The following is a 23,209-nucleotide window of genomic DNA, read 5'->3' as shown; positions in this document are numbered from 1 at the left end:
CTCCTTAATGACTCGGCCCGAGGAAGGCCAGCCAGCGGCGCTCCGCCAGACGAAACAGGCCGACCAGGGCAAAGGTCACTGTCAGATAGATCAGCGCGGCGATGCCGAAGGATTGGAAGGTCATGTAGGTCGCCGAGTTGGCGTCCCGTGCGACCTTGAGAATGTCGGGCACTGTCGCGGTAAACGCCACGGTGGTCGAGTGCAGCATCAGGATCACTTCATTGCTGTAGTACGGCAACGAGCGGCGCAGGGCCGAGGGCATGATCACATACGCATACAACTTCCAGCCGCTGAGGCCATAGGCCTTGGCGGCCTCGACTTCGCCGTGGGCCATGCTGCGGATCGAACCGGCGAAAATCTCGGTGGTGTAGGCGCAGGTGTTGAGGGCAAAGGCCAGGATCGTGCAGTTCATCGCATCGCGAAAAAATGCGTCCAGCACCGGCTGCGCGCGCACCGCGGCGATGCTGTAGATGCCGGTGTAGCAGATCAGCAACTGGATATAGAGCGGCGTGCCACGAAACAGGTAGGTGTAGAACTGCACCGGCCAACGCACCAGGCGATTGCGCGAGACGCGGGCGATGGACAGCGGGATCGAGACCAGGAAACCAATCACCAGCGAGGCGCTGAGCAGCCACATGGTCATTGCCAGCCCGGTGATGTGCTGGCCGTCGCTGTACAGGAAGGGGCGCCAGTATTGCTGCAGGAGTTCGATCATCGCACGGCCTCCCGGGACCCAGCGGAGTAGCGGCGTTCAAGCCGACGCAGGACGAAATTGGATGCACTGGTGATCAGCAGGTAGATAAACGCCGCGATGACCAGGAAGTAAAACAGTTGATAGGTGCTCTTGCCGGCATCCTGGGCGGCCTTGACCAGGTCCGCGAGACCAATGATCGATACCAGCGCCGTGGCCTTGAGCATGACCATCCAGTTATTGCCGATGCCCGGCAGGGCAAAACGCATCATCTGCGGAAAGGTCACGAAGCGAAACCGCTGCCCGCGACTCAGCCCGTAGGCGGTTGCAGCTTCCAACTGGCCACGCGGGACCGCGAGGATCGCACCGCGAAATGTCTCGGTGAAGTAGGCACCGTAGATGAAGCCCAGGGTGATCACCCCGGCGCTGAATGGGTCGATCTCGATGTAGTCCCATTCCATGAAGTCGGTCAAACCGGTCAGCCAGATTTGCAGGCTGTAGAAAATCAGCAGCATCAGTACCAGGTCAGGTACGCCGCGAATCAAGGTGGTGTAGAGCTGGGCGGGAATACGGATCAAGCTGACGCTGGACAGTTTCGCGCTGGCCCCAATCAGGCCGAGCAGGACACTGACAGCCAGGGAGGCGACCGAGAGTTTTACGGTCATCCACGTCCCTTGGAGCAACAGCGGACCGAACCCCTTCAAACTGAAGGCGCCCAGCCCCAGGGTTTGCAAAAGATCTTCAAACATGAATTCAGGACCTAATGGCGATAAAAAAGCGCCCACCGCAAACCGGTGGGCGCCAGGGTGTTATTTACCGCTGTAGAGGTTCAGATCGCCGAAGTGTTTCTTCTGGATGGTGGCGTAGGTGCCATCATCGTGTAACGCTTTGATACCTTTATCGAGCAAGGCCTTGAGGTCTTTGTTACCTTTTTTGATACCGACCGCAGTTTTCGACGGCAGCAAAGGGTCGTCGATAGCCTTGCTGACTTCGTAGTCAGCGCCGGCCGGCGACTTCAAGAAGCCCAGTTCGGCTTGCAGCATGTCCTGCACGGACGCATCCAGACGGCCGGAGGTCAGGTCGGCGTACACCTGGTCCTGGTTGGCGTAGGCCTTGGTGGTCACACCGGCTTTGTCCAGCACGGCCTTGGCGTAGGCTTCCTGGATAGTGCCTTGCTCGTAGCCCACCGATTTGCCCTTGAGGGACTCAGGCGTGGAGTAGTTCGCGCCTTTTTTGAACACCAGGGAGGTCGGGCCGGAGAACAGCTCGCTGGAGAAGTCGATCGCCTTCTCACGGGCTTCGGTCACGGTCATCGACGAAATCACGCCGTCGAATTTGTTGGCGTTCAGGCCTGGAATCATGCCGTCGAAGTCACTTTCGACCCACTTGCACTTCACTTTCAGCTCGGCGCAGATCGCATTGCCCAGGTCGATATCGAAGCCCACCAGGCTGCCGTCGGCGGCCTTGGATTCGAATGGCGCGTAGGACGGATCGACACCAAAACGCAGTTCCTTGTATTCCTTGGCCAACGCAGTACCAGCGGCCATGCACAGAGCCAGTGCAGAAAGGGTCAGCAATGCTTTTTTCATTATGTAATCCCTGGAAACCAAGATAAGCGCTTGTGGCGCGTTTAGGACTGTTACTGAACGGTGTCAGACGCAACACAAGTAGCAATTTCTGCACCATAGTTCCGAATGGTCGTTTTAAAAGGTGGGAAGAGGGAGATCTCAGTGTAGGAGATGCCCGAAAATGGGCACGCAAAAAACAGTGCACCCATTTGGGGCTGATGCAGATCGAAAACCTGGGAGCTGGCTTGCCGGCGATGGCGGCGGATCAGCTTATTCATCTGTCACTGATCCGCCGCCATCGCAGGCAAGCCAGCTCCTACAGGGATTTGTGGGGTTTTAGCATCCGGTCAGCAGGTCTTGCAGCGTGGCCAGGTTGTCAGCCTCATCCACCGCCTTGTCCTGCCGCCACCGCAACATCCTCGGAAACCGCACTGCGATCCCACTTTTGTGCCGCTTGGACAGGGCAATGCCCTCGAACCCCAGCTCGAACACCATGCTCGGCGTGACACTGCTGACCGGTCCGAATTTCTCTACGGTGGTCTTGCGCACAATCGCGTCGACCTTGCGCATCTCTTCGTCGGTCAGCCCTGAATAGGCCTTGGCGAAGGGCACGAGCGTGCGCTCGCTGCCGGGCGGGCCGTCCCACACGGCGAAGGTGTAGTCGCTATAGAGGCTGGCGCGCCGACCATGGCCGCGCTGGGCGTAGATCAACACGGCGTCGACGCTGAACGGGTCGACTTTCCACTTCCACCACAGGCCCATGTCCTTGGTGCGACCCACACCGTAAAGGCCTTTGCGTTCCTTGAGCATCATGCCTTCCACGCCCAGCTGACGGGAGGCTTCGCGTTGTTGTGCAAGATCCTGCCAGGTCGCGCCCGTGAGCAGGGGCGATGGAATCAGCACGGGTTGGTTGCACTGGGCGATTACCCGCTCGAGTTGAGCGCGACGTTCGGCCTGGGGCTGGTTGCGCCAGTCGGCGCCCTGGTATTCCAGCAGGTCATAGGCGAGAACGGCGACCGGTGCATCGTCGAGCACCTTTTTGCTCAGGGTCTTGCGGCCAATTCGCTGTTGCAGCAGGGCGAAGGGCTGCACTGCGTCCTTCCACACCACGATTTCGCCGTCGATCACCGTACCATCGGGCAGGCCACTGGTCAGGCTGTGCAGTTCGGGGAAACGCTCGGTGACCAATTCTTCGCCACGCGACCACACCCACAGGCGGCCGTCGCGCTTGACCAGTTGCGCGCGAATGCCATCCCACTTCCATTCCACCTGCCAATCGGCGGGGGAACCGAGCAATGCGTCGAATTGCTCCACCGGTTGCGACAAGCCATGGGCGAGAAAAAACGGATAGGGCTGTCCGCCGCGTTGCGCATGTTCGTCGTCTGATTCGGCGGCGATCAGTTTGAGGTAGCCTTCGGCCGTCGGCCGGTTGGACAGGTCGGTATAACCCACCAACCGCTGCGCGACCCGCTTGCTGTCGAGGTCGGCCATTGCGGCGAGTGCACGGGTGACCAGCAATTTGGACACGCCGACGCGAAAGCTGCCGGTGATCAACTTGATGCACACCATCAGGCTCGGTTGATCCAGTTGCGCCCATAACGCCGGCATGCGCTCGGCCAGATCCTGAGGTGCCAGGCCGCGCAGCGGCAGGAGCTTTTCTTCCAGCCACACCGCCAGGCCATCCTGCGAGGTGTAGGTAGATTCCGGTAATAGCAGGGAAATGGTCTCGGCCAGGTCGCCGACCGACTGGTAGCTTTCCTCGAACAGCCACGGCTCGATGCCCGCCGCCTCGGTGGCCATGTCCCGCAGCAGGCGCGTCGGCACCAACTGGCGAGGGCGCCCGCCGGACAAAAAATACACCGCCCATGCCGCATCTTCTGCCGGGGCTTGCAGGAAGTAGGCTTGCAATGCCGCGAGCTTGGCATTGCTGGATGTGGTGGCGTCAAGGTTAGCGTAGAGCTGCGCGAAGGCTTTCATGCCGTGGCCTCTTCTTCGTCATCCCCGTATTCGGTGGTGAAGCCTTGGGCATCCAGGCCTTTTTCCCGCAGGTGGCGCACCAGTACGCCGACCGAACCGTGGGTCACCATCACCCGTTCGGCGCCGGTCTGTTCGATGGCCCATAACAGCCCCGGCCAGTCGGCGTGGTCGGACAGCACAAAGCCACGGTCGACCCCGCGCCGCCGCCGTGTGCCGCGCAGGCGCATCCAGCCACTGGCGAAGGCGTCGCTGTAGTCGCCGAAGCGCTTGATCCAACTGCTGCCGCCGGCGGAAGGCGGGGCGATGATCAGGGCCTGGCGCAGCAGCGGGTCGGTTTTTTTGAAGTCGCCGGCGTAAAGGGTTTCCGGGATATAGATACCCGCTTCGCGGTACACCCGGTTCAGCGGTTCGACCGCGCCATGGCTGAGGATCGGGCCGATGCTGGCGTCGATGCCATGCAGGATGCGCTGGGCCTTGCCGAACGAGTAACAGAACAACACGCTGGCCTTGCCGACGGCAATATTGGCCTGCCACCAGGCGTTGATCCCGGCAAAGATCTGCGCCTGGGGTTGCCAGCGGTAGATCGGCAGGCCGAAGGTCGACTCGGTGATAAAGGTATGGCAACGCACGGGCTCGAACGGCGCGCAGGTGCCGTCAGGTTCGACTTTATAGTCGCCGGAGGCAACCCAGACTTCACCCTGGTATTCCAGGCGCACCTGGGCCGAACCGAGTACATGCCCGGCAGGGTGGAAGCTCAGGGTCACGCCGTGGTGGACGAGTTGTTCGCCATAGGCGAGGGTCTGCAGGTTGATGTCCTGGCCCAGGCGCGAGCGCAAGATGCCTTCACCGGGGGCGGCGGCAAGGTAGTGCTGGTTGCCGGTGCGGGCGTGGTCGCCGTGGGCGTGGGTGATGACCGAACGTTCCACCGGGCGCCAGGGGTCGATGTAGAAATCTCCGGCGGGGCAGTACAGGCCTTCGGGGCGGGCGATGACAAGGTCCATGGGCGTGCCGGGGGCAATGGGCTTATCAGGTAGGAGGCAGGGGCGGGGCGAGAAGTTCTATCTGAATGCAGGTGGTCCATTGTCGGCGCCAGCTTGCCGGCGATAGCGCTGTGTCAGACGGCTGGAACGCCGGCTGACAGTGCACCATCGCCGGCAAGCCGGCGCCTACAAAGAGGTGGGTTATTTGCCCGGCGTCAGGGTCAACCGCGCCTTGCCATACACCTTCTCGAAGTTCTGCGGCTGCATCGGGAAGCTCAGGTATTGCGCCTTGAGCGCCGGGTCAATGCCGTTGGCGTAGTTCGGGCTGGCGGGGTTGCCGGACTGGCCGATGCCCCCCTGGCCCATCATCGGTTCCACCTGGCCGAAATCGACGATCATGCGCAGCGCCGGCACCTGGGTGGTGTTGAAGTCCTGGCCCCAGGCATACGGTGCCGGGTTCAAGGTGTTGTGGTCGCCACCGGACGCCAGCGGGCCGCGAATCACCTGGCCAGTGCTGTTTTTCCAGGTGGTGCTGTGCAGCTTGCCCCACTGCCAGGCCTTGTGGTCGGCACCGAGTTGGCTGTCGCCGGCGGTGATCGCGGCGGCCAGGCTGCGCGCAAGGATTGCGGGTTTGTCTTCTTTTTGCGGCGTGCGCACGTCGTCCCAGAACGGGCTGTCTTCACGGCCCAGCAGATGGTCGGCCTGGGCGGCATAGGACAGGCTGGCGTTGCTGACGAAGGCCTTCCAGCTGGCGCTGTTTTCCGGGCCCAGTTCGTCGAGGAAGATCTGCTTGGTGCTTTCCTGCAGGAACAGCTCGTAGAGCGCGGCGTCGGCGGACGTTGCCACGAGTCGGCCATCAAACGCCATCAGGCGACTCAGCGCCTCGCGCGCCTTGGCCTGTTCGGCGGCCGGCAATGCTGCAATCGCCTGTTTCAGCGGCTGGGCCATGCCCGGTGCCTGGAACATGGTCTTGAGCTTGGCGGCGAACAGGGTGGTCTGGTCGTACTGCATGGCGATCATGCTGCGGCTGTCGTGCTTGCCGGCATTGGCCAATTGCGCCAGGCGCTCGCTGCGCTCCGGCGCGTCCCACGAGTTGGACAGTTGCATGCCGTAGCCGCGCGGCGCGGTGCGCTGGTTGGCGGTGCCGATCCAGCCTTGGGCCGGGTCCTGGTCGTAGGGGTGCAGCATCGCATCGGCGTAGCCGTCCCAGTCAAAGCGGGTGTCCCAGCCCGGCGAGGGCAGCAGGCCTTCGCCTTCGCGACGGTTGGGGAAACGCCCGGTGACTTGCCAGCCGATATTGGTGGCGTCGGCGAAGATCATGTTCAAGGCAATCGCGCGGATTTCGCGGGTGGCGTCCGACGCCTTGGCGACGTTTTGCGCCCGGGACAAATCGAAGAACGCATCCAGGCTTTTGTCATCCTTGAAGTCGGCCGTTTGCAGGGCCAGCCCCAAGCCGCTGGTCAGGGCCTGGCTGCTGTTAAGAAGGGCGCCGTGACGGGTTTCGTACACGACTTCGCGCAGTGGGCGCTGGCCTTTGGCGAAGTAGGTTTCGTTGCGCACGCCAGCCGGTAGCCATTTTCCGTTGTTCTCGTAGTACAACGCGTTGCCTTGGCGCTTGACCTTCTCCAGGAACAGGTCCTGGGTGTCGCCCTTGACCGTGCTCATGCTCCACGCGACTTTGCCGTTGAAGCCGGACAACAGGGTCGGCAAGCCGGCAATCGAAGCACCGACCGCCTGGTATTTGGGCGCACGAATCTGCACGTAGCTCCACGGCGACGGAGCCTGGGGCTGGGCGGCGAGGTCGCTGGCCAGCAGGCTTTTGCCGCTGCGGCTGCGTTGCGGGCCAATCGCCCAGTTGCTCGAGGTAGTGACGGCCAGCGCGTTGAGGCTGCTCAGTTGCTGGCTGGCCGTGTCCAGCCCGGCCAGGCCAGTGATCTGGCTAAGGTTCACGCCTTTGAGTTTCTCGGCTTCGGCCAGCGGAATCGGCTCATCCGGCGTGCTCGGCGTCAGCCAGGCGAGCTTGTCGACGCCAACTTTTTGCGCCAGCACCAGGGAGGCAAGTTCTTCCTGCAGGTTGGCCGACTCGCTGAAATTCAGCAGGCAGAACAGCAGCGCCGAATCTTCCGGCTTCCAGTACTCGGGCTTGTAGCCGGTCTGGGCCAGGTCCGGCGGCAGCTTGTCGCGGTAGCGGAACAGGTAGGCGTTGACGCCGCGCGCATACACTTCGAAGAAGCGCTTGAGGCGCGGCGAGGAGGCGTTATACAGCTCGCCGGCGCTTTTCTTGAGGTTGACCGCACGCATGAAACGGTCGACATCCAGCACCTCAGGGCCGGACATTTCTGCCAGGCGGCCCTGGGCCAGCAGGCGCAGGGTGACCATCTGGGTGATGCGGTCACTGGCGTGCACATAACCGAGGCTGAACAGCGCGTCGTGGAAGGTGTTGCTTTCGATCAGCGGCATGCCCTGGGCATTGCGGCGTACCGATACATTCTGTGCCAGGCCTTTGATCGGCTGCACGCCGGCAACTGGCGGCAGGGTGTCCTGGGTGCTCTGGAGCTGGCAACCGGCCAGGCTTAATGCACTGGCCACTGCCGCGGCAACGCCGAACCGGGGAAGAAAATGTGAGAGGGCTGGCGAGGCCATGGCAAAGCTCCTGCGGGGGGTAGCGTCAGTAAAGGCGCTACGTTAGTGAGCGCGGCGAAACGACGCAAGCGGGAGTTTTGGGTTAAGCGTGAGAACTTGATTCGGACAGCGATCAATGTGGGCGTTGGCCTGCCTGCGATGCCAGCACCCAGGTGCGTCAGTCACACCAAGTGAGGCTATCGCAGGCCGTCCAGCGCCCGGATTTGATCGCGTGCTGCTTCAGGTCAGGCCTTGGGCGGGTTCACTTTCTGTACCAGTTCATACGCGCGCACGGTCGCTGGCCGCTCCTTGATGCTGTTGAACCAGCGCAGCACATGTGGGAAGTCTTCCAGGCGTTGGCTCTGCCACTTGTGGGAAACGATCCATGGATAGATCGCCATGTCGGCAATGCTGTAGTCCTCACCGGCCACGAACGCGCGGTCGGCCAGGCGCCGGTCGAGCACACCGTACAGGCGCGCGGTTTCGTCCACATAGCGCTTGATCGCGTAGGGAATCTTCTCTGGGGCGAACTGGCTGAAATGGTGGTTCTGGCCCGCCATCGGCCCCAATCCACCCATTTGCCAGAACAACCATTGCAGCGCTTCCTGGCGACCACGCAGGTCTTGTGGAATGAACTGGCCGGTTTTTTCCGCGAGGTACAACAGGATTGCGCCGGATTCAAACAGCGAAATCGGCGCACCGCCGTCGGTCGGATTCTGATCGACGATGGCCGGGATGCGGTTGTTGGGAGCGATCTTCAGGAAGTCCGGCTTGAACTGGTCGCCCTGGCCGATATTGATCGGGTGCACCTTATAGGGCAGGCCGGCTTCTTCCAGGAACAGCGATACTTTGTGACCGTTGGGGGTAGTCCAGTAGTACAGGTCGATCATGAAGCTCTCCAAATGAGCGAATGCCTGCAGCTATAGGTGAAGACCAAAGGGCAATAATTCAATCAAACATTTGCGTCTAACCTTAGAAGCGTTTTACACAGCGCCGTCCACCAACACTTGCAGCGACTGCTGCGAGCAGCGTTCGATGCGCACCTGCACGCCATACACCTTGGCAAACAGCGCCGGGTCGAGCACCTCATCTGCCGTGCCGCTGGCATACAGCCGGCCCTGGCGCAGCACGGCGATATGGTCGGCAAAGCGTGCGGCAAGGTTGATGTCGTGCAGCACCACCACGGCGATCAGTTGGTGCTCGCGCACCAGCCCGCGCACGCACTCCATGACTTTCAACTGGTAGTTGAGGTCGAGGGCGCTGGTGGGTTCGTCCAGCAGCATCACCTGGGGGCGACGCGCGATCAGTTGGGCAAGACTGACCAATTGGCGCTGGCCACCCGACAACGTGCTGAGTAACTGGTCGGCCAAGTGCGCGATGCCAATGCGCTGCAGCGCCTCGAAGGCTTCGCGCAGGCAGGCCTCGCTGGAGAGTGGAACACCCTCCACATGGGCCACGCGCAGCGCGGCGATCACGCTTTCCATCACGCTGAGGCTCAGGCCGGGCGGCAGGTTCTGCGGCATGTAGGTCACCCGTCGCGCGCGTTCGGCAACGGACATGGCCGACAGGTCGAGGTCGCCCAATCGCACAACGCCTTGCATCTTTTCCAGCCCGGCCACGGCACGCAGCAAGGTGGATTTACCCGCGCCGTTGGGACCGATCAAGGCGGTCAGGCTGCCGTGGGGCAAGGTCGGCAAGCTCAGGTCGTGCACGATCTGCCGGCGCCCGTAGCTCACATTGGCGTTGTGTACCGATAAGCCCGCACTCATAACTGCCTCCCCCGCTTGAACACCAGCACCACGAAAATCGGCACGCCGACCAAGGCGGTGACAATGCCCACCGGCACAATCACCCCGGGCATGATCAGCTTGCTGGCAATCGACGACAGCGACAGCAGCAACGCACCGGTCAGGGCACTGGCCGGCAACAGGAAGCGTTGATCCTCACCCACCAGGATCCGCGCGATATGCGGACCTACCAGGCCGATAAATCCGATGGTGCCTACAAAGGCCACGGCGGTGGCCGACAACAGGCTGATGCGCAGCAACGAGAAAAACCGCAGGCGCTTCACGTCCACGCCAAAGCTCTGCGCGCGGTCCTCGCCCATGCGCAATAGGGTCAGGCGCGGTGCGGCGGTGAAGGAAAACGGCAGCACCACCGCGACCACCAGCGCCAGGATGCCAAGCTTGTCCCAATTGGCCCGGGTCACGCTGCCGAGGGTCCAGAACACCAGCTGTTGCAGCACGTCTTCGGTGGCCACCAGTTGCAGCAAGGCCACCACCGCGTTGCAACTGAACACCAGCGCGATGCCGAACAACACCAGGCTTTCCACGCCGGCGCCGCGCAGGCGTGACATGGCCTGCAGCAAAAACACCGAGGCGGCGGCGAAGATAAACGCCGAGATCGAAATCGCGGTGTTGGCCGAGACCCACAGCGTGGTCACCGGGAACACAATCACCAGCGATGCGCCCAACGCCGCCGCCGACGACACGCCCAAGGTAAACGGGCTGGCCAGCGGGTTGTTGAGGATCGCCTGCATCTCGGCCCCGGCCAGCGACAACGCGCAGCCCACCAGCACCGCCATCAGCGCGTAGGGCAGGCGCACGTTCCAGATGATCACCTGGTCGGTGGCGCTCAGGTGCGAGGGATGCAGGATGCCGTCGAGTAACGCCAGCAGGCCCATGCCCGACGGGCCGCTGGCCAGGTCGACCAGAATCGCGCAGGCCAGCGCGGTGCCGAGCAAGGCCAGCAGCCAGGCACGCCGCGCCAGCAGGCGACGGTAGCCGTGGGTGGCGCTGGCGAGGTCGAGGGTTTGAGTGGTCATGGCGTTCACACAATTTTGAAGACGATGAAAATCCAAATGTGGGAGCGGGCTTGCTCGCGAATGCGCGGTGTCAGTCACTGAATAGGTCGACTGATACACCGCCTTCGCGAGCAAGCCCGCTCCCACAGTTTTTACCGCGTTTCGACAGCAGGCTTGCTGTTGATCCAATAGGCACCCTGCAGCGGCATCCCCAGGAACTGCTGGTTGATCTGCGCCATCGTCGCCTGCGGGTCCAGCGTGGCGAACAGTTGCGGGTGTACCCACTTGGCCAGCGCTTCAATCGCCAGCAGGTTGTAGGGCGAGTTGTAGAAGTCATGCCACAGGCCGTGGGAATTGCCTTCGCGGATCGCGCGAAGATTGGCGAATTCCGGCCGCGCCAACACGCGCTCAAACGCTTCACGCGCCTCGTCCTGGGTAACGCCTGCGCCCAGGATCAGGCCGGGTTTGTGGTTGCCGGTGGCCACGTACACATCCGGATCAGCCTTCAGCGCATATTCAACGCTGATATCACCCAGCGCGCCGGGCACGACATCGGCAGCGATGTTGCGTCCGCCGACCAGCTTGATCACTTCACCCATGCCGCTTTTGCCGGTGGTGTGCCCCGGTGCCTGCCAGGCGCCGGCCAGCAGTTCGAGGAACACGCTCGGGCGCGGGCCGGCCGGCAAGGTGGCGACGGCGTCGCTGATCACCTTGATGTGCTGGTCATAGAACGCGAGGAATGCCTTGGCCTGGGCTTCACGCCCCAACGCCTGGCCCAGCGCGCTCATGCTGGTATGGGTGCCTTGCACCGGGTTGATGCGAAAGTCGACGAACAGCACCGGGATTCCGGCCTTGGCCAATACATCGGCGACCGGGCTGTGTTCGGTCGGGCCGTGCCCGGAGATGCTGAACACCGCCAGGTCCGGTTTCAGCGAGAGAATTTCTTCAGCGCTGACACTTTGTTCCGACGCCTGCCCGATCAACGGAATGTCTTTGACCGTCGGAAATTTCGCCACGTAGGCGTTATAGGTGTGTTGGTCCAGCAGCTTCAGATCGTTCTGCCAGCCGACGATGCGCTGGAACGGCGCGTCCTTGTCGAGCAGGGCAAACGCCGAAATCAGGCGGCCTTCACCCAGTACCACGCGTTTGACGTCGTCTTTTACCTCGACCTTGCGACCGAGCACGTCGGTGACTTCGTGGGCGGCGGCGGTTTCGGCATGGCCGAGGACCAAGGCGCCGAACAGCACGCCGAGCTTGAGCAAGTGAAGGGGTTTGCGCATGGCAGAGGCTCCTGGTGAGAGAGGATCAGAATTCATAATCGACGCTGGCGGTGAGGGTGCGCCCGGCACCTGGGATGCCGTAAAGCTGGAAGCCATCGAGGGAGGCGCCGACCTGGCTGTAATAGAACGTGTTGAACACGTTGTTGAGGTTGAGGTTGACCGTGGTGTCCCTGTTCACCTTGTATTGCGCGGCCAGGCTGCTGAGCCAGTAGCCAGGGGCTTTTTCATGGTCGCGGGTGTAGATCGCATTTACGCCGGAGGGGCCATTGGCGTAGCTGCTGTTGTTGTTCAAGCCGCCGACGTATTTGTTGTCGGTGTAGCGGCGCCGACCGACGTATTGCTCGCCGTAGCTCAGGCTCAGGGCGTCGGTGACGGCATAGGTGGTCCACAGGTTGGCGGTCAGGTCAGGGACGTTCTTGGCTTCGGCGCCCTTGTTGATGCCTTTGGTCTGGGTACTCTTGAGCGCCGAGAAACCGGTGTAGGCGGTCCAGCGCGAGGTGATATTGCCTTGCAGGCCGAGTTCCACGCCGTCCACGCGCTTGGCGGGCAGGGCGCGTACCGGGGCGGATTCGCCGTCCTGGTATTCCCAGGCGTTGTCGAGTTCGGTGCGGAAAATCGCGGCGGTGACGTTCAGCATGTCGTGGGCAATGTCCCACTTGGTGCCCAACTCGTAGGTCTTGGACTTGGCCGGGCTGTAGTTGCTGGTGCTGGCCGCGCCGTAGATCTGGTTGTTGGTGGATGCGCCCAACGCCGAGGGTTGCGCTGCTTCGCTGTAGGACACATAGACGCTGCCGTTGGGCAACGGCTTGTACACCGCGCCGACCCGGCCGCTCACCGCACCGTCGGTGCTGCTGATGGTCGATTGGCCGCGTTGGCTGGTTTGCGCCCGCCAGTTGTCGTAGCGCAGCGAGCCCAGTACCTGCCACTGCTCGTTGAGGGTGACGGTGTCACCCAGGTAAATACCGGCGTTGTCGATCACCGAGCGCGGGTCGCCTTCACCCTTGGTCACGTAGGTGCTGGCGAAGCTGTGGCTGGGCTCGCTCATGTCGAAGAACAGGTTGCCTGCCGGCACTTCGGCGTTGCGCTTCAGCCCGCCGTAGGTCTCGTGGTAGAACTCGAGGCCCGAGACCACCGCGTGTTGCAGGCTTGCTGTGTTGAACTTGAAGCTGAAGTCGGTCTGGTTATCCAGGATGGTGTAGCGCTTGGACAAGCCAAAGTCGCTGCCGCGCAGGATGCCGTAGGCGGTGTTGCTGTTGTTCACGTAGTCGGTGTAGGCATTCACCGTGCTACCTGGCACTTGGCTGATCGGGCCTACACCGGTGTAGCCCAAAGTCGCACAACGGGCGCCGGTGCAGGTTTTGTTGCCATTCGCGTCGGCGGCAAAAAAGCGCGCCGGGGAAAGCACGGCGAAGTTGTCGCTGCGTTCCCAGCGAGTCTGGTTGCGCAGGTTGGCTTCATTCCAGTCGAAGTCGTGCTCCAGGCGGGCAGTCAGCGAGGTGGTTTTGTTTTGCTGGGTGTAGAGGCTGGAGTCGCCGTACCAGTTCGAGCGTTTCACGCCGGGCATGCGGTCGCCGTCGGTGCCCCGCTGGATCGGCACGCCGCCGTCCGGGGTGTTGGTGTCTTTCTGGTAGAAGGTGTCGATGAACAGGCGCGTGTCGGTGCCCAGGCCGAAGCCGAACGAGGTGGCGATGCCCCATCGGTCGTAGTCCACGTCGTCGCGCTCGGCCACCTGGTTGTAGTGTTTCATCAGGTTGATGCGTACGGCGGTGGTGTCGTTCAGTTGCTTGTTCAGGTCGGCCGTGAGCCGGCGATAGCTGTCGGTGCCAATCCCGGCCGAGACCTTGTTGGCATCGCCCAGGTGCGCTTCCTTGCTGACCAGGTTGACACTGCCGCCCACCGCAGAAACCCCGGACTCGATGGAGCCGGTGCCCTTGAACACTTCGGCCTGTTGCAGGTTGAAGGTGTCGGTACGGGTCGACATGCCGGCATCGCGCACGCCGTCGACGGTCAGGCTCTGCTCCGAAGAAAAGCCCCGGATCGAGAACAGATCGCCCCAGCCCAGGTTGCCCTCGCCAGACATGAAGGTAATGCCCGGTACGTTGCGCAACACTTCCTGCAGGGTCTGCGCGTTCTGCTCCTTGAGCACCTGCTGCGGCACGATGGTCACGCTTTGCGGCGCGTCCAGCAGCGGCTGGCTGATTTTTGCCGAGGTCACCCGGTCCACTTTGAAGGTGGAGGTGGCTTCACCGTCGACCTTGATTTCCGGCAGGCTCAGCACCGAGCCATTGGTCGTGGCGGCTGTCGTATCGGCCAAGGCGGTCGGGGCGACGCCGCCAGCCGCGAGGAAACCGAACATCGGCGCCAGGGTACTGTGCAACGTGTGACGGTGAGGGGTGGGCAATGACATAGGCAGTGATCCGAGTCTAAATTACAATTACTCTCATTTAGGTTCGGTAGTCTAAAGAGCGATTCCGCCTGCCATACCGGGGCTTTGTATCGCTGATGCGTGATTATGGTTTCCTACAACATTCCATTACATTTGCCTGCACTGCTGGCTGAACTTTCGGCTATCTCCTGCGTTTTGAGTTTTCGGATCGACTGCCCATGGCCAAGCAAGACCACCTGCTGATCGTTGATGACGACCCGCAAATCCGCCAACTACTCTGCGACTACCTGAGCGATGCCGGTTTCCAGGTATCCACCGCCGCCGACGGCAAGGAAATGCGCCGCCGCCTGGCGCTGAACGTGATTGACCTGATCGTGCTCGACCTGATGCTGCCGGGTGAAGACGGCCTGAGCCTGTGCCGCGAACTGCGGGTCAGCTCCAACACGCCGGTGGTGATGCTCACGGCCAAGGGCTCGTTGATCGACCGCATCGTCGGCCTGGAGATCGGCGCCGATGACTACCTGCCCAAGCCGTTCGACCCGCGTGAGTTGCTGGTACGGATCAAGGTCGTGCTGCGACGCGTGCAGAGTTTTCCGGATCGCGCGCGCCTGGACGAGGCGCCGAGCATTCGCTTCGCCGGCTGGCAGCTCGACACGCGGGCGCGACAGTTGCTGTCGCCGCAAGGCGTGGTGGTGAGCCTGGGCAACTCGGATTACCGCGTGTTGCGCCTGCTGCTGCAGCACCCCAACCGTCCGTTGAGCCGCGACTTTTTGCTCAACCACGTGTTCGACAAGGACAGCACGCCGTTCGACCGCTCCATCGACGTGTGCGTCAGCCGCCTGCGCTCGCAACTGCCGGCGGGGCTGATCAAGACCGTGCGCAACGAGGGTTACATGCTCACCGCCGATGACGTGGTGCTGGAATCGTGAGACTGCTGCCGCGCTCGCTGTTCGGGCGGCTGGTGCTGATCCTGGTCAGCGGCATGCTCGCGGCCCAGGCCCTGACCAGCAGCATCTGGTACGACCGGCGGCATGGCCAGGTGCTGGAAATCCCTGCGCGGCTGATCGCCACTCGACTGGCGGATGTGGTGCGGCTGGTGCACAGCGATCCGCAGCAGGCGGACCTGCTGATCAAAATGCTCGATACGCCGAACTTCCGCCTGACCCTGAGCGATCAGGCCAGCAGCACCCCCAGCACCCTCAACGATGCCGACCGGCCCACCGAGCGCTTGATCAAAAAGGTGTTGTCGCAGAAGACCGGCTACGCCCAGACCCTGGTGCTGTTGCGCCTTTCCCTGGTGGATGGCGAAGGGCAAAGCGCCGGGCTCTCGACACTGCTCAGCTCCCAACCGGTGGTGGGGCAATTCTTGATCGATCTGCGTCTGCCCGATGGGCGCTGGTTGCAGGTGGATGCCAGTGAAGAGCAGGGCTGGACCAGTACCTCGCCGCTGGACCTGCTGTTCGACTACGTGATGCGCATCTATTTGTTGCGCGTGTTGGTGCTGGTGGTGATTGCCCTGGTGGCGGTGCGCCTGGCCATCCGTCCGCTCAATGCGCTGGCCAAGGCCGCCGAAGCCCTGGGCCGTGATATCCAGCGTCCGCCGCTGTCGGAGGATGGCCCCACCGAAGTGCGCCGCGCCGCCCAGGCCTTCAACGCGATGCAGCAACGGCTGATTGCCAACATCGCCGAGCGCACGCGTTTTCTTGCGGCGATTTCCCACGACTTGCGTTCACCGATCACACGCCTGCGCCTGCGTACCGAGATGCTCGACGACCCTCGCACCCAGGAGCGTTTTCGCAGCGACCTGGAAGAAATGGAGCACATGGTCTCCAGCACCCTGGATTTTGTCAGCAGCGGTGAAATCAACGAGACACGGCAGAACATCGACATCAATGCCTTGCTGCAAAGCTTGCAGGCGGACTTGCAGGATGTGGGCGAAAGCGTGCGCATCGAAGGCCGTGCCAGGCAACCGTTGCCGGGGTACGCGCGCAGCCTCAAGCGCTGCGTGCAGAACCTGCTGGAAAACGCGGTGCGTTATGGTCGCGACGTGGTGGTGCGGGTCGAGGACCAGGCGGACAGTTTGAAGATCATCATCAGCGACCGAGGGCCGGGGATTCCCCAGGAACAATTGGAGCAGGTGATGGAGCCGTTCTACCGCGTGGAGGGTTCACGCAATGCCGAGACGGGCGGGTATGGGCTGGGGTTGAGCATTGCGCACACCATTGCCCGGGCGCACGAGGGACGGTTGAGCTTGAGCAATCGGGACGGCGGGGGGCTTGAGGTGGTGTTGCAGTTTCAACACAAACCCTGACGTGCTAACTCAACCTGAAGGAGCCGGCTTGTCGGCGACAGCGATGTTGGGGACGCCATCGCCGGCAAGTCGGTTCCTGCAGGGTCAGGGCATCAAGCCCCGTGGCACTTCTTGAATTTTTTCTCGCTGCCGCACGGGCAAGGATCGTTGCGGCCGACGTCCTTCAACGCGTTGCGCACCGGCTCCTGGTGAGCGTGGCCGCAGTTCGGGCCGTGGACATGACCGTGGTCGTGATCGTGGTGATCGTGATGATCATGATCGTGGTTGCAGTCAGGACCATGGACATGGGGTTGCTGAGTCATCGATGTCGCTCCGGAATAAAATCGCCGGGGATTATCTCGCCATTGTGGTTCACCTGCACGTCATAACCGATGAATAATCCGGTTTTCAGCTCACCCTCCAGGCGATAAGGCACGGGTTTGTCGGGATTTTTCAGCATCTGCACGACATCGCGGATCTGCGGCCAGAGGTTGGTGCGCACCGACACCTTGAAAAACGCGTGGCCCCGGGGCGGCACGGTCAGCCATTCGTTGGACTCACCTTCGGTCAGCACAAAATCGCCGAGGCTGACCTTGTAGATCAGGCCGCGCACCGTCAGGTCGGCGTCGTCGCGGTTGTCCACGCGAAAGTACAGCTTGAATTTCTGCTCGAGCAACTTGGCCCGCACCACTTCGACTTTCACCAGCGAGACGTGGGGCGGCGGCGCATCGTCTTCGAACCAGGACGCGCAGCCGGTGAGGCCGAGGGTCAACGCCAGCATCAAGCTGTACATCCGAAGCATGGCGTTATCCATCCTGTGTAGGAGCGAGCTTGCTCGCGAAGGTTGTCAACGATGACGCGCTAAGCCTGACACACAAAGGTGCCCCCGGGGTTTTCGCGAGCAAGCTCGCGCTTGCAGGTCAAAGGTAGCTGGAACAACACTTCTTGAATTTCTGTCCACTGCCGCACAGGCAGGCATCGTTGCGTCCGGCCTTCACTTCCACTGTCGGGTCGATGAAGTACCAGCGCCCCTCATTCTGTACGAAAGAAGACTGCTCGCGGTGGCTATGTTCGCCGGTGCTGTCGTGCCAACGCGCGGTAAAGGTCACAAAGGCATGTTCAGGCTGGCCGCCGAATACCTCCGAGTTTTCGACTTCCAGGCCGAGCCAGGTGCTCTGGGCGCTCCAGGCGGCGATCGCGTCGCGGTCGAGGCCGGCCTGTTGCGCGGGCAGGGTGGTGGCCACCAGGTAGTCCACCAGGCCCAGCACATAGGCGCTGTAGCGCGAACGCATCAGGGCGCTGGCGCACGGGGCCGGGTGCCCGGCGTGATAATGGCCGCAGCAGGCATCCAGCAGGTTGCCACTGCCGCAGGGGCAAATGGATGTACTCATCGGGTTACCACCAATACTTTCCGAAGTTTTCCGGGTTGGCCCAGAAGCGGGCGTTGAGCCAGTCCGGCACCTGTTTATAGTCAAGCAGATCGTAGGTAAACAGCGTCAGAACCTGTTCATCGCGCTGGAAACGCTCGCCCGCCTGCAGGGCCAGGGAGAAGAAGTCGGTGTCTTTCCAGTCGCATGCGCCCAGGTCCACCAGCACGGCAATGCGGCTGGCGTTGAGGTTGCGAATGCCACCGAGCAGGGTCAGGCCTTGCGGTTTTGACAGGTGCTCCAGGCAGTCGACCACCAGCGCCAGGTCAAAACGCTGCGCCGCAAGTTCCGCCGGCAGGGCGCCGGGGGCTGCCACGGACACCTGGGTATCCGGGTGCGCGGCCTGAAACGCGTCCAGCGCCGGAAACTGACTGGCGCCCAATAACAGCAGGCGTTTGGGCTGGTGCAGATCCAGCAAGGCAGCCAAGGCTTGCTGGGGCGTACGGGAAGAAATGCCAGCGGTCATCAGAGATCCTCACATCAAGACGCTAGAGACTAGCGCGGCTGAGCGTGCGGGCCTAGAGCGGGCGGCTGCGAAAAGTCCGGCGAGAACGACGATCCCTAACAAATACGGGGGCGTGGCGTAGTGGCGCAGTTGAAAAGAGCGGTCTTTACTCCACCCATCGGCCCCCGCCGATCCCCTCAGGAGAAAGTCAGATGAGCATCATGCGGACAGCTCTACCCTTGGTTCTGCTCACCGGGTTATTGACAGGTTGCGCAGGCTTGCAAAAAACCGATTGGCCGACCTGCGCTGCCGTTGGCGGTGTGACCGGCGCGGCGATCGGCGCGACGGAAAGCTCGGCCTATGCAGGCTATGGCGCCTTGCTGGTCGGCGGCATGGCCGGCGCCTATTGCTGGGTGCACGGTGATGGCGACGAGGACGGCGATGGTGTGCCGGACAGCCGTGACAAGTGCCCGCACACGCCAAAAGGCGTGCAGGTCGATGCCAATGGCTGCCCACCGGTGCCGCCGGCTGCGGTGGTTGAGGAAGTGGTGGTGGTCAAGGAAGAAACTATCGTGATTCGCGATGTGCACTTCGAGTTCGACTCGGCCAGGCTGACCGCTGCCGATAAAACCAAGCTCGACACCATTGCCACGCGCCTGAAACAGGAAGCCCCGAGTGCTCAACTGCGGGTCAGCGGGCATACCGACAGCGTCGGCAAGGATGCCTACAACCAGAAACTCTCGGAAAAACGTGCTCACTCGGTCACCGATTACCTGATCGGCGCCGGCGTGCCGCGCAGTGCCTTTGTGTCTGTGACGGGGGCGGGCGAAAGCCATCCGGTTGCCGACAACAAAACCGCTGAAGGTCGTGCCTTGAACCGTCGTACGGAAATCCAGATCAACCGCTGACAAACCTTGCCCCTGTGGGATCCACAGGGGCATTGCCGCGCGCCTCGCCTGCACCTATCCCTGCACAAGTTTTTTGATGCTTCACTGGCAAATCGCCTGTAGAAGTCGTTACTGTGCGTCCAAAGAAAAATTCGAAATCAGTCAGGAGCCCCATGATGCGTAAGGTTTTACTGTTGGCCGCGTTGGTCAGCCCCGTCGCCCTGGCCCAGAGCGTCAGTGTTGAGACCAATTCGTTGATGCGCCTGCCCAACAGCACCAGCGTGTTGCAACTGGAGCGTCTGGAGGTAGCGGACTACGGCACCTTGCTGATCCCGGCCACCATCAGCCAGGTCACGGTGGATGAGCTGCACCTGGGCCGCGATGCGCGGATTGCGATTGTCCCCGGCGGCACCGTGCTGCAACTGCAGGTGCGCCATGCGCAGTTGGACCACGGCAGCCAGATCACTTCGCGGGGCGCGCCAGGCACCCATGAAAAACCGGCCAAGGCCGGGCGTGACCTGACCTTGCGGATCAATTCACTGGTGGCTGAAGAGCTGTCGGTGGATGCCCGTGGCGGCGCGGGCGCCCAAGGGTATGCCGGGCTTGATGGTGCCAACGGCGTGGACCCGGGTTGCACCTGGGGTTCGGCCGGGCGTGGCGCCAACGGTGACAATGGCGGCGACGGTTTGCCGGGCGCTGCGGGCGCGCAGGTGCGGGTCGAGTTGCCGCAGGACTTCCCGGCCCAACAGATCAAGGTCTGGGTCGACGGCGGTGCCGGCGGTCTGGCTGGCACGGCGGGCAAGCCTGGCAAAGGTGGCGAGTCCAAGGGCTGCCTGGTGTACCGCGCCGACGGCGGCGAGAAGGGCCGCCCAGGGCTGGAAGGGCAACCGGGGCCAGCAGGGCCTGCGGGCACTGTGACCGTACAGCGTCTGTAATACCTCTAATGTGGCGAGCGGGCTTGTCCCGCGTTGGGCTGCGCAGCGGCCCCAAACCCAAACACCTCGGTTTGCCTGAAACAACGCACCGATTCCTGGAGGGGCCGCTTCGCAGCCCAACGCGGGACAAGCCCGCTCGCCACAGGGGGCTTGGCCGGCCTCAGAACATCGGCCGGGCCGACGCGATTGCCACCACTACCAGCCCCACGATCAAGTTGATCCCGACCAATTTGCGGATCTGCCCCAGCGCGGCCGCGCCTGCCGGCCAGTCTTCAGCCGCCACTGCCTTGCGCAATTCCGGGAATTTCAACGCCTGGATACGGATAAACAGCGCCGTCATCACCAGGTACAACCCCATCATCACCTGCACGTAGCGCGGCGCGGTTTCAAAGCCACTGAAGCGCAGTTGCAACAGGCCGATGCCGCTGATCGGCAAAACCAGCACCGCCACCCACACCCACACGAAAAAACGTTGAAACACATTTGCCCACAACTTGAGCCGTGCGGGGCCCTCAAGTGCCGCCACGGCGGCGGGGCGCAGGATCATCCAGGCGAAAAACATACCGCCGACCCATACCAGGGCGGCCAATACATGCAGGGTGTAAGCGAGGCTAAACGCGGTCATTGTGGTACTCCGTTCTGCGCGGGATTAATTAGCGGGGTATGATAGCGGCCGATCCGAACCACTGAAAATTTATCCAGCGTTTTTTGCGCCCGACTATCCATGATCAGCACTGAACTCAAAACCACGATCCAGGGCGCCTATTCGCGTTTTCTCGAAGCCAAGAGCTTGAAACCGCGCTACGGCCAACGCCTGATGATCGCCGAAGTGGCCAAGGTCCTCGGGGATATCGACGTCGACGACGAAGGCCGCCGCGAAGGTGAGCCCGCCGTCGTGGCCGTCGAGGCCGGCACCGGTACCGGCAAGACCGTAGCCTACAGCCTGGCCGCGATCCCCACCGCCAAGGCCGCCGGCAAGCGCCTGGTGATCGCCACTGCGACTGTCGCCCTGCAGGAGCAGATCGTCTACAAAGACCTGCCCGACCTGATGCGCAACAGCGGCCTGAACTTTACGTTCGCCCTGGCCAAGGGCCGTGGGCGCTACATGTGCCTGTCCAAACTCGATGTGCTGCTGCAGGAAGGCCATGCGCAAACCGCCACGGCGCAGCTGTTCGAAGAAGAAGGCTTCAAGATCGAAGTCGATGAAGCCAGCCAGAAGCTGTTCACCAGCATGATCGAGAAACTGGCCGGGAATAAATGGGACGGCGACCGCGACAGCTGGCCCACCGCCCTGGAAGACTCCGACTGGGCGCGCCTGACCACCGACCACAGCCAGTGCACCAACCGCCATTGCCCCAACTTCGGCCAATGCGCCTTCTATAAGGCCCGCGAAGGCATGGGCAAGGTCGACGTGATCGTCACCAACCACGACATGGTCCTGGCCGACCTGGCCCTGGGCGGCGGCGCCGTGCTGCCGGACCCGCGCGATACCCTCTATGTATTCGACGAAGGCCATCACCTGCCGGACAAGGCCATCGGCCACTTCGCCCATTACACGCGCCTGCGCTCCACCGCCGACTGGCTGGAAACCACCGCCAAGAACCTGACCAAATTGCTCGCCCAGCACCCGCTGCCCGGCGACCTGGGCAAGTTGATCGAACAAGTGCCGGAGCTGGCGCGCGAGATCAAGACCCAGCAGCAATTCATGTTCAGCGCCTGCGAGCAGGTCGCTGACTTCAAGCCCGGTGAAGACGTGGAGGGGCGCGAGCGTCCACGCCACCGTTTTGTCGGCGGGCTGATCCCCGAGCACATGCGCGAAATGGGCATCGAGCTGAAAAAAGGCTTCTCGCGCCTGACCGACCTGTTTACTCGCCTGACCGACCTGCTCAAGGAGGGCATGGATGGCGAGGTCAACATCGGCATCGCCAGCAACCAGGCCGAGGAGTGGTACCCGCTGTTCGGCAGCCTGTTGTCGCGCTCCCAGGGCAACTGGGAGTTGTGGACCGCGTTTACCGTCGAAGACCCGGAAGACAACCCGCCGATGGCCCGCTGGCTGACCCTGTCGGAAAGCGGCGCGCTGTTCGACATCGAGGTCAACGCGAGCCCGATCCTCGCGGCCGAAATGCTGCGCCGCAACCTCTGGAACGTGGCCTACGGCTGCCTGGTGACGTCGGCGACGCTGACCGCCCTGGGCACTTTCGACCGCTTCCGCATGCGTGCCGGCCTGCCGAAAAAAGCCGTCACGGCCGTGGTGCCGAGCCCGTTCCATCACGCCGACGCCGGCGTGTTGCGCGTGCCCGACCTCAAGGCCGACCCTCGGGATGCGGCGGCGCACACGGCTGCGATCATCCGCGACCTGCCGGAACTGGTGGAAGGCTCGCGCGGCACGCTGGTGCTGTTTTCGTCACGTAAACAGATGCAGGACGTGTTCGACGGCCTCGACCGCGACTGGCGCAAGCAGGTGTTTATCCAGGGCAACCTGTCCAAGCAGGAAACCCTCAACAAGCACAAGGCGCGCGTCGATGGCGGCGATTCCAGCGTGCTGTTCGGCCTGGCAAGCTTCGCCGAAGGCGTGGACTTGCCCGGTGCCTACTGCGAACACGTGGTGATCGCCAAGATCCCGTTCTCGGTGCCGGATGATCCGGTCGAGGCGGCATTGGCCGAATGGATCGAGGCGCGCGGCGGTAACCCGTTCATGGAAATCTCGGTGCCGGATGCGTCCCTGAAACTGGTGCAGGCCTGCGGTCGCTTGCTGCGCACCGAAGAAGACCGGGGCACCATCACCTTGCTTGACCGCCGCCTGGTTACCCAGCGCTATGGCAAGGCTATCCTGAATGCCTTGCCGCCGTTCAGGCGCGAAATTTCTTAAGCCACTGTGGGCGAATTCGCCCACTTCGTGGTCTATCTCACTGCCAACG

General features: G+C 62.5%; 21 protein-coding genes. 5 read left to right on the top strand and 16 right to left on the bottom strand.

What is annotated here, in order from left to right:
* Nucleotides 1-4: 4 nt before the first annotated feature.
* From C9990_RS24680 to C9990_RS24630, 11 genes are all read right to left on the bottom strand, one after another.
* Nucleotides 5-715, bottom strand: coding sequence for an ABC transporter permease (locus C9990_RS24680; protein ID WP_065903025.1), 711 nt, complete (start codon nt 713-715; stop codon nt 5-7).
* Nucleotides 712-1,440 (bottom strand): ABC transporter permease, encoded by a 729-nt coding sequence (locus C9990_RS24675; RefSeq protein WP_065903023.1) that lies wholly within the window; start codon nt 1,438-1,440, stop codon nt 712-714. Before C9990_RS24675 ends, C9990_RS24680 begins: the two co-directional genes overlap by 4 nt.
* Nucleotides 1,441-1,500: 60 nt before the next feature.
* The gene (locus C9990_RS24670; protein ID WP_065903021.1) at nt 1,501-2,280 is read right to left on the bottom strand and encodes a transporter substrate-binding domain-containing protein; all 780 of its coding nucleotides are present in this window, start codon (nt 2,278-2,280) and stop codon (nt 1,501-1,503) included.
* 315 nt (nt 2,281-2,595) lie between these two features.
* Nucleotides 2,596-4,236, bottom strand: coding sequence for an ATP-dependent DNA ligase (locus tag C9990_RS24665; protein ID WP_106804945.1), 1,641 nt, complete (start codon nt 4,234-4,236; stop codon nt 2,596-2,598).
* Nucleotides 4,233-5,237, bottom strand: a complete 1,005-nt coding sequence (locus C9990_RS24660) for a ligase-associated DNA damage response exonuclease (RefSeq protein WP_106804944.1) — start codon at nt 5,235-5,237, stop codon at nt 4,233-4,235. Before C9990_RS24660 ends, C9990_RS24665 begins: the two co-directional genes overlap by 4 nt.
* Nucleotides 5,238-5,417: 180 nt before the next feature.
* The gene (locus tag C9990_RS24655; protein ID WP_106804943.1) at nt 5,418-7,859 is read right to left on the bottom strand and encodes a penicillin acylase family protein; all 2,442 of its coding nucleotides are present in this window, start codon (nt 7,857-7,859) and stop codon (nt 5,418-5,420) included.
* A gap of 224 nt (nt 7,860-8,083) precedes the next feature.
* Nucleotides 8,084-8,728: a glutathione S-transferase N-terminal domain-containing protein gene (locus C9990_RS24650; protein ID WP_106804942.1), complete on the bottom strand. Its 645-nt coding sequence runs from the start codon at nt 8,726-8,728 to the stop codon at nt 8,084-8,086.
* 93 nt (nt 8,729-8,821) lie between these two features.
* Entirely contained in the window at nt 8,822-9,607 is a 786-nt protein-coding gene (locus tag C9990_RS24645) for an ABC transporter ATP-binding protein (RefSeq protein ID WP_106804941.1), read from the bottom strand.
* A complete protein-coding gene (locus tag C9990_RS24640) occupies nt 9,604-10,662 on the bottom strand; it encodes an iron ABC transporter permease (RefSeq protein ID WP_106804940.1) in 1,059 nt (352 codons plus the stop codon). Before C9990_RS24640 ends, C9990_RS24645 begins: the two co-directional genes overlap by 4 nt.
* Nucleotides 10,663-10,793: 131 nt before the next feature.
* Nucleotides 10,794-11,921: an ABC transporter substrate-binding protein gene (locus C9990_RS24635; protein WP_106804939.1), complete on the bottom strand. Its 1,128-nt coding sequence runs from the start codon at nt 11,919-11,921 to the stop codon at nt 10,794-10,796.
* A 25-nt stretch (nt 11,922-11,946) separates the two neighbouring features.
* The gene (locus C9990_RS24630) at nt 11,947-14,328 is read right to left on the bottom strand and encodes a TonB-dependent siderophore receptor (protein ID WP_106804938.1); all 2,382 of its coding nucleotides are present in this window, start codon (nt 14,326-14,328) and stop codon (nt 11,947-11,949) included.
* A 197-nt stretch (nt 14,329-14,525) separates the two neighbouring features.
* On the opposite strand from C9990_RS24630, the gene C9990_RS24625 reads away from it, so the two are divergent.
* Nucleotides 14,526-15,236 (top strand): response regulator, encoded by a 711-nt coding sequence (locus C9990_RS24625; protein ID WP_106804937.1) that lies wholly within the window; start codon nt 14,526-14,528, stop codon nt 15,234-15,236.
* Nucleotides 15,233-16,618, top strand: a complete 1,386-nt coding sequence (locus C9990_RS24620) for an ATP-binding protein (RefSeq protein WP_106804936.1) — start codon at nt 15,233-15,235, stop codon at nt 16,616-16,618. The genes C9990_RS24625 and C9990_RS24620 overlap by 4 nt, the downstream gene beginning before the upstream one ends.
* Nucleotides 16,619-16,710: 92 nt before the next feature.
* On the opposite strand, the gene C9990_RS24615 is transcribed toward C9990_RS24620, so the two are convergent.
* The 4 genes from C9990_RS24615 to C9990_RS24600 form a co-directional block, all read right to left on the bottom strand.
* The gene (locus C9990_RS24615) at nt 16,711-16,920 is read right to left on the bottom strand and encodes an SEC-C metal-binding domain-containing protein (RefSeq protein ID WP_065890089.1); all 210 of its coding nucleotides are present in this window, start codon (nt 16,918-16,920) and stop codon (nt 16,711-16,713) included.
* Nucleotides 16,917-17,399 carry an LEA type 2 family protein gene (locus C9990_RS24610; protein WP_065903001.1) on the bottom strand — a complete coding sequence of 161 codons (483 nt, stop codon included), beginning with the start codon at nt 17,397-17,399 and terminating at the stop codon, nt 16,917-16,919. Before C9990_RS24610 ends, C9990_RS24615 begins: the two co-directional genes overlap by 4 nt.
* 118 nt (nt 17,400-17,517) lie before the next feature.
* Entirely contained in the window at nt 17,518-17,988 is a 471-nt protein-coding gene (locus tag C9990_RS24605; RefSeq protein ID WP_065902999.1) for a YchJ family protein, read from the bottom strand.
* Nucleotides 17,989-17,992: 4 nt separating this feature from the next.
* Complete coding sequence (locus C9990_RS24600; protein ID WP_065902997.1) at nt 17,993-18,490, bottom strand: DUF6231 family protein; 498 nt, start codon at nt 18,488-18,490, stop codon at nt 17,993-17,995.
* A gap of 191 nt (nt 18,491-18,681) precedes the next feature.
* Here C9990_RS24600 and C9990_RS24595 point away from each other — a divergent pair, with 191 nt between their 5' ends.
* Together C9990_RS24595 and C9990_RS24590 are read left to right on the top strand one after the other, a co-directional pair.
* Nucleotides 18,682-19,377 carry an OmpA family protein gene (locus tag C9990_RS24595; RefSeq protein ID WP_065902995.1) on the top strand — a complete coding sequence of 232 codons (696 nt, stop codon included), beginning with the start codon at nt 18,682-18,684 and terminating at the stop codon, nt 19,375-19,377.
* 155 nt (nt 19,378-19,532) lie between these two features.
* The gene (locus C9990_RS24590) at nt 19,533-20,291 is read left to right on the top strand and encodes a collagen-like triple helix repeat-containing protein (RefSeq protein ID WP_065902993.1); all 759 of its coding nucleotides are present in this window, start codon (nt 19,533-19,535) and stop codon (nt 20,289-20,291) included.
* A 160-nt stretch (nt 20,292-20,451) separates the two neighbouring features.
* Here the strand turns inward: C9990_RS24590 and C9990_RS24585 are convergent, their stop codons facing one another.
* Nucleotides 20,452-20,916, bottom strand: coding sequence for a CopD family protein (locus C9990_RS24585; protein WP_106804935.1), 465 nt, complete (start codon nt 20,914-20,916; stop codon nt 20,452-20,454).
* Between the two features lie 99 nt (nt 20,917-21,015).
* Between C9990_RS24585 and dinG the strand changes: the two genes are divergently transcribed.
* The gene (gene dinG / locus C9990_RS24580; RefSeq protein ID WP_065902986.1) at nt 21,016-23,160 is read left to right on the top strand and encodes an ATP-dependent DNA helicase DinG; all 2,145 of its coding nucleotides are present in this window, start codon (nt 21,016-21,018) and stop codon (nt 23,158-23,160) included.
* Nucleotides 23,161-23,209 lie beyond the last annotated feature (49 nt).

Origin of the sequence: Pseudomonas sp. S5D5 (assembly GCF_003013355.1) — a bacterium.
Lineage (GTDB): Bacteria > Pseudomonadota > Gammaproteobacteria > Pseudomonadales > Pseudomonadaceae > Aquipseudomonas > Aquipseudomonas aylmerensis.
The sequence above is the reverse complement of the archived record's forward strand: the minus strand, read 5'-3'. Positions and strand labels throughout refer to the sequence as shown.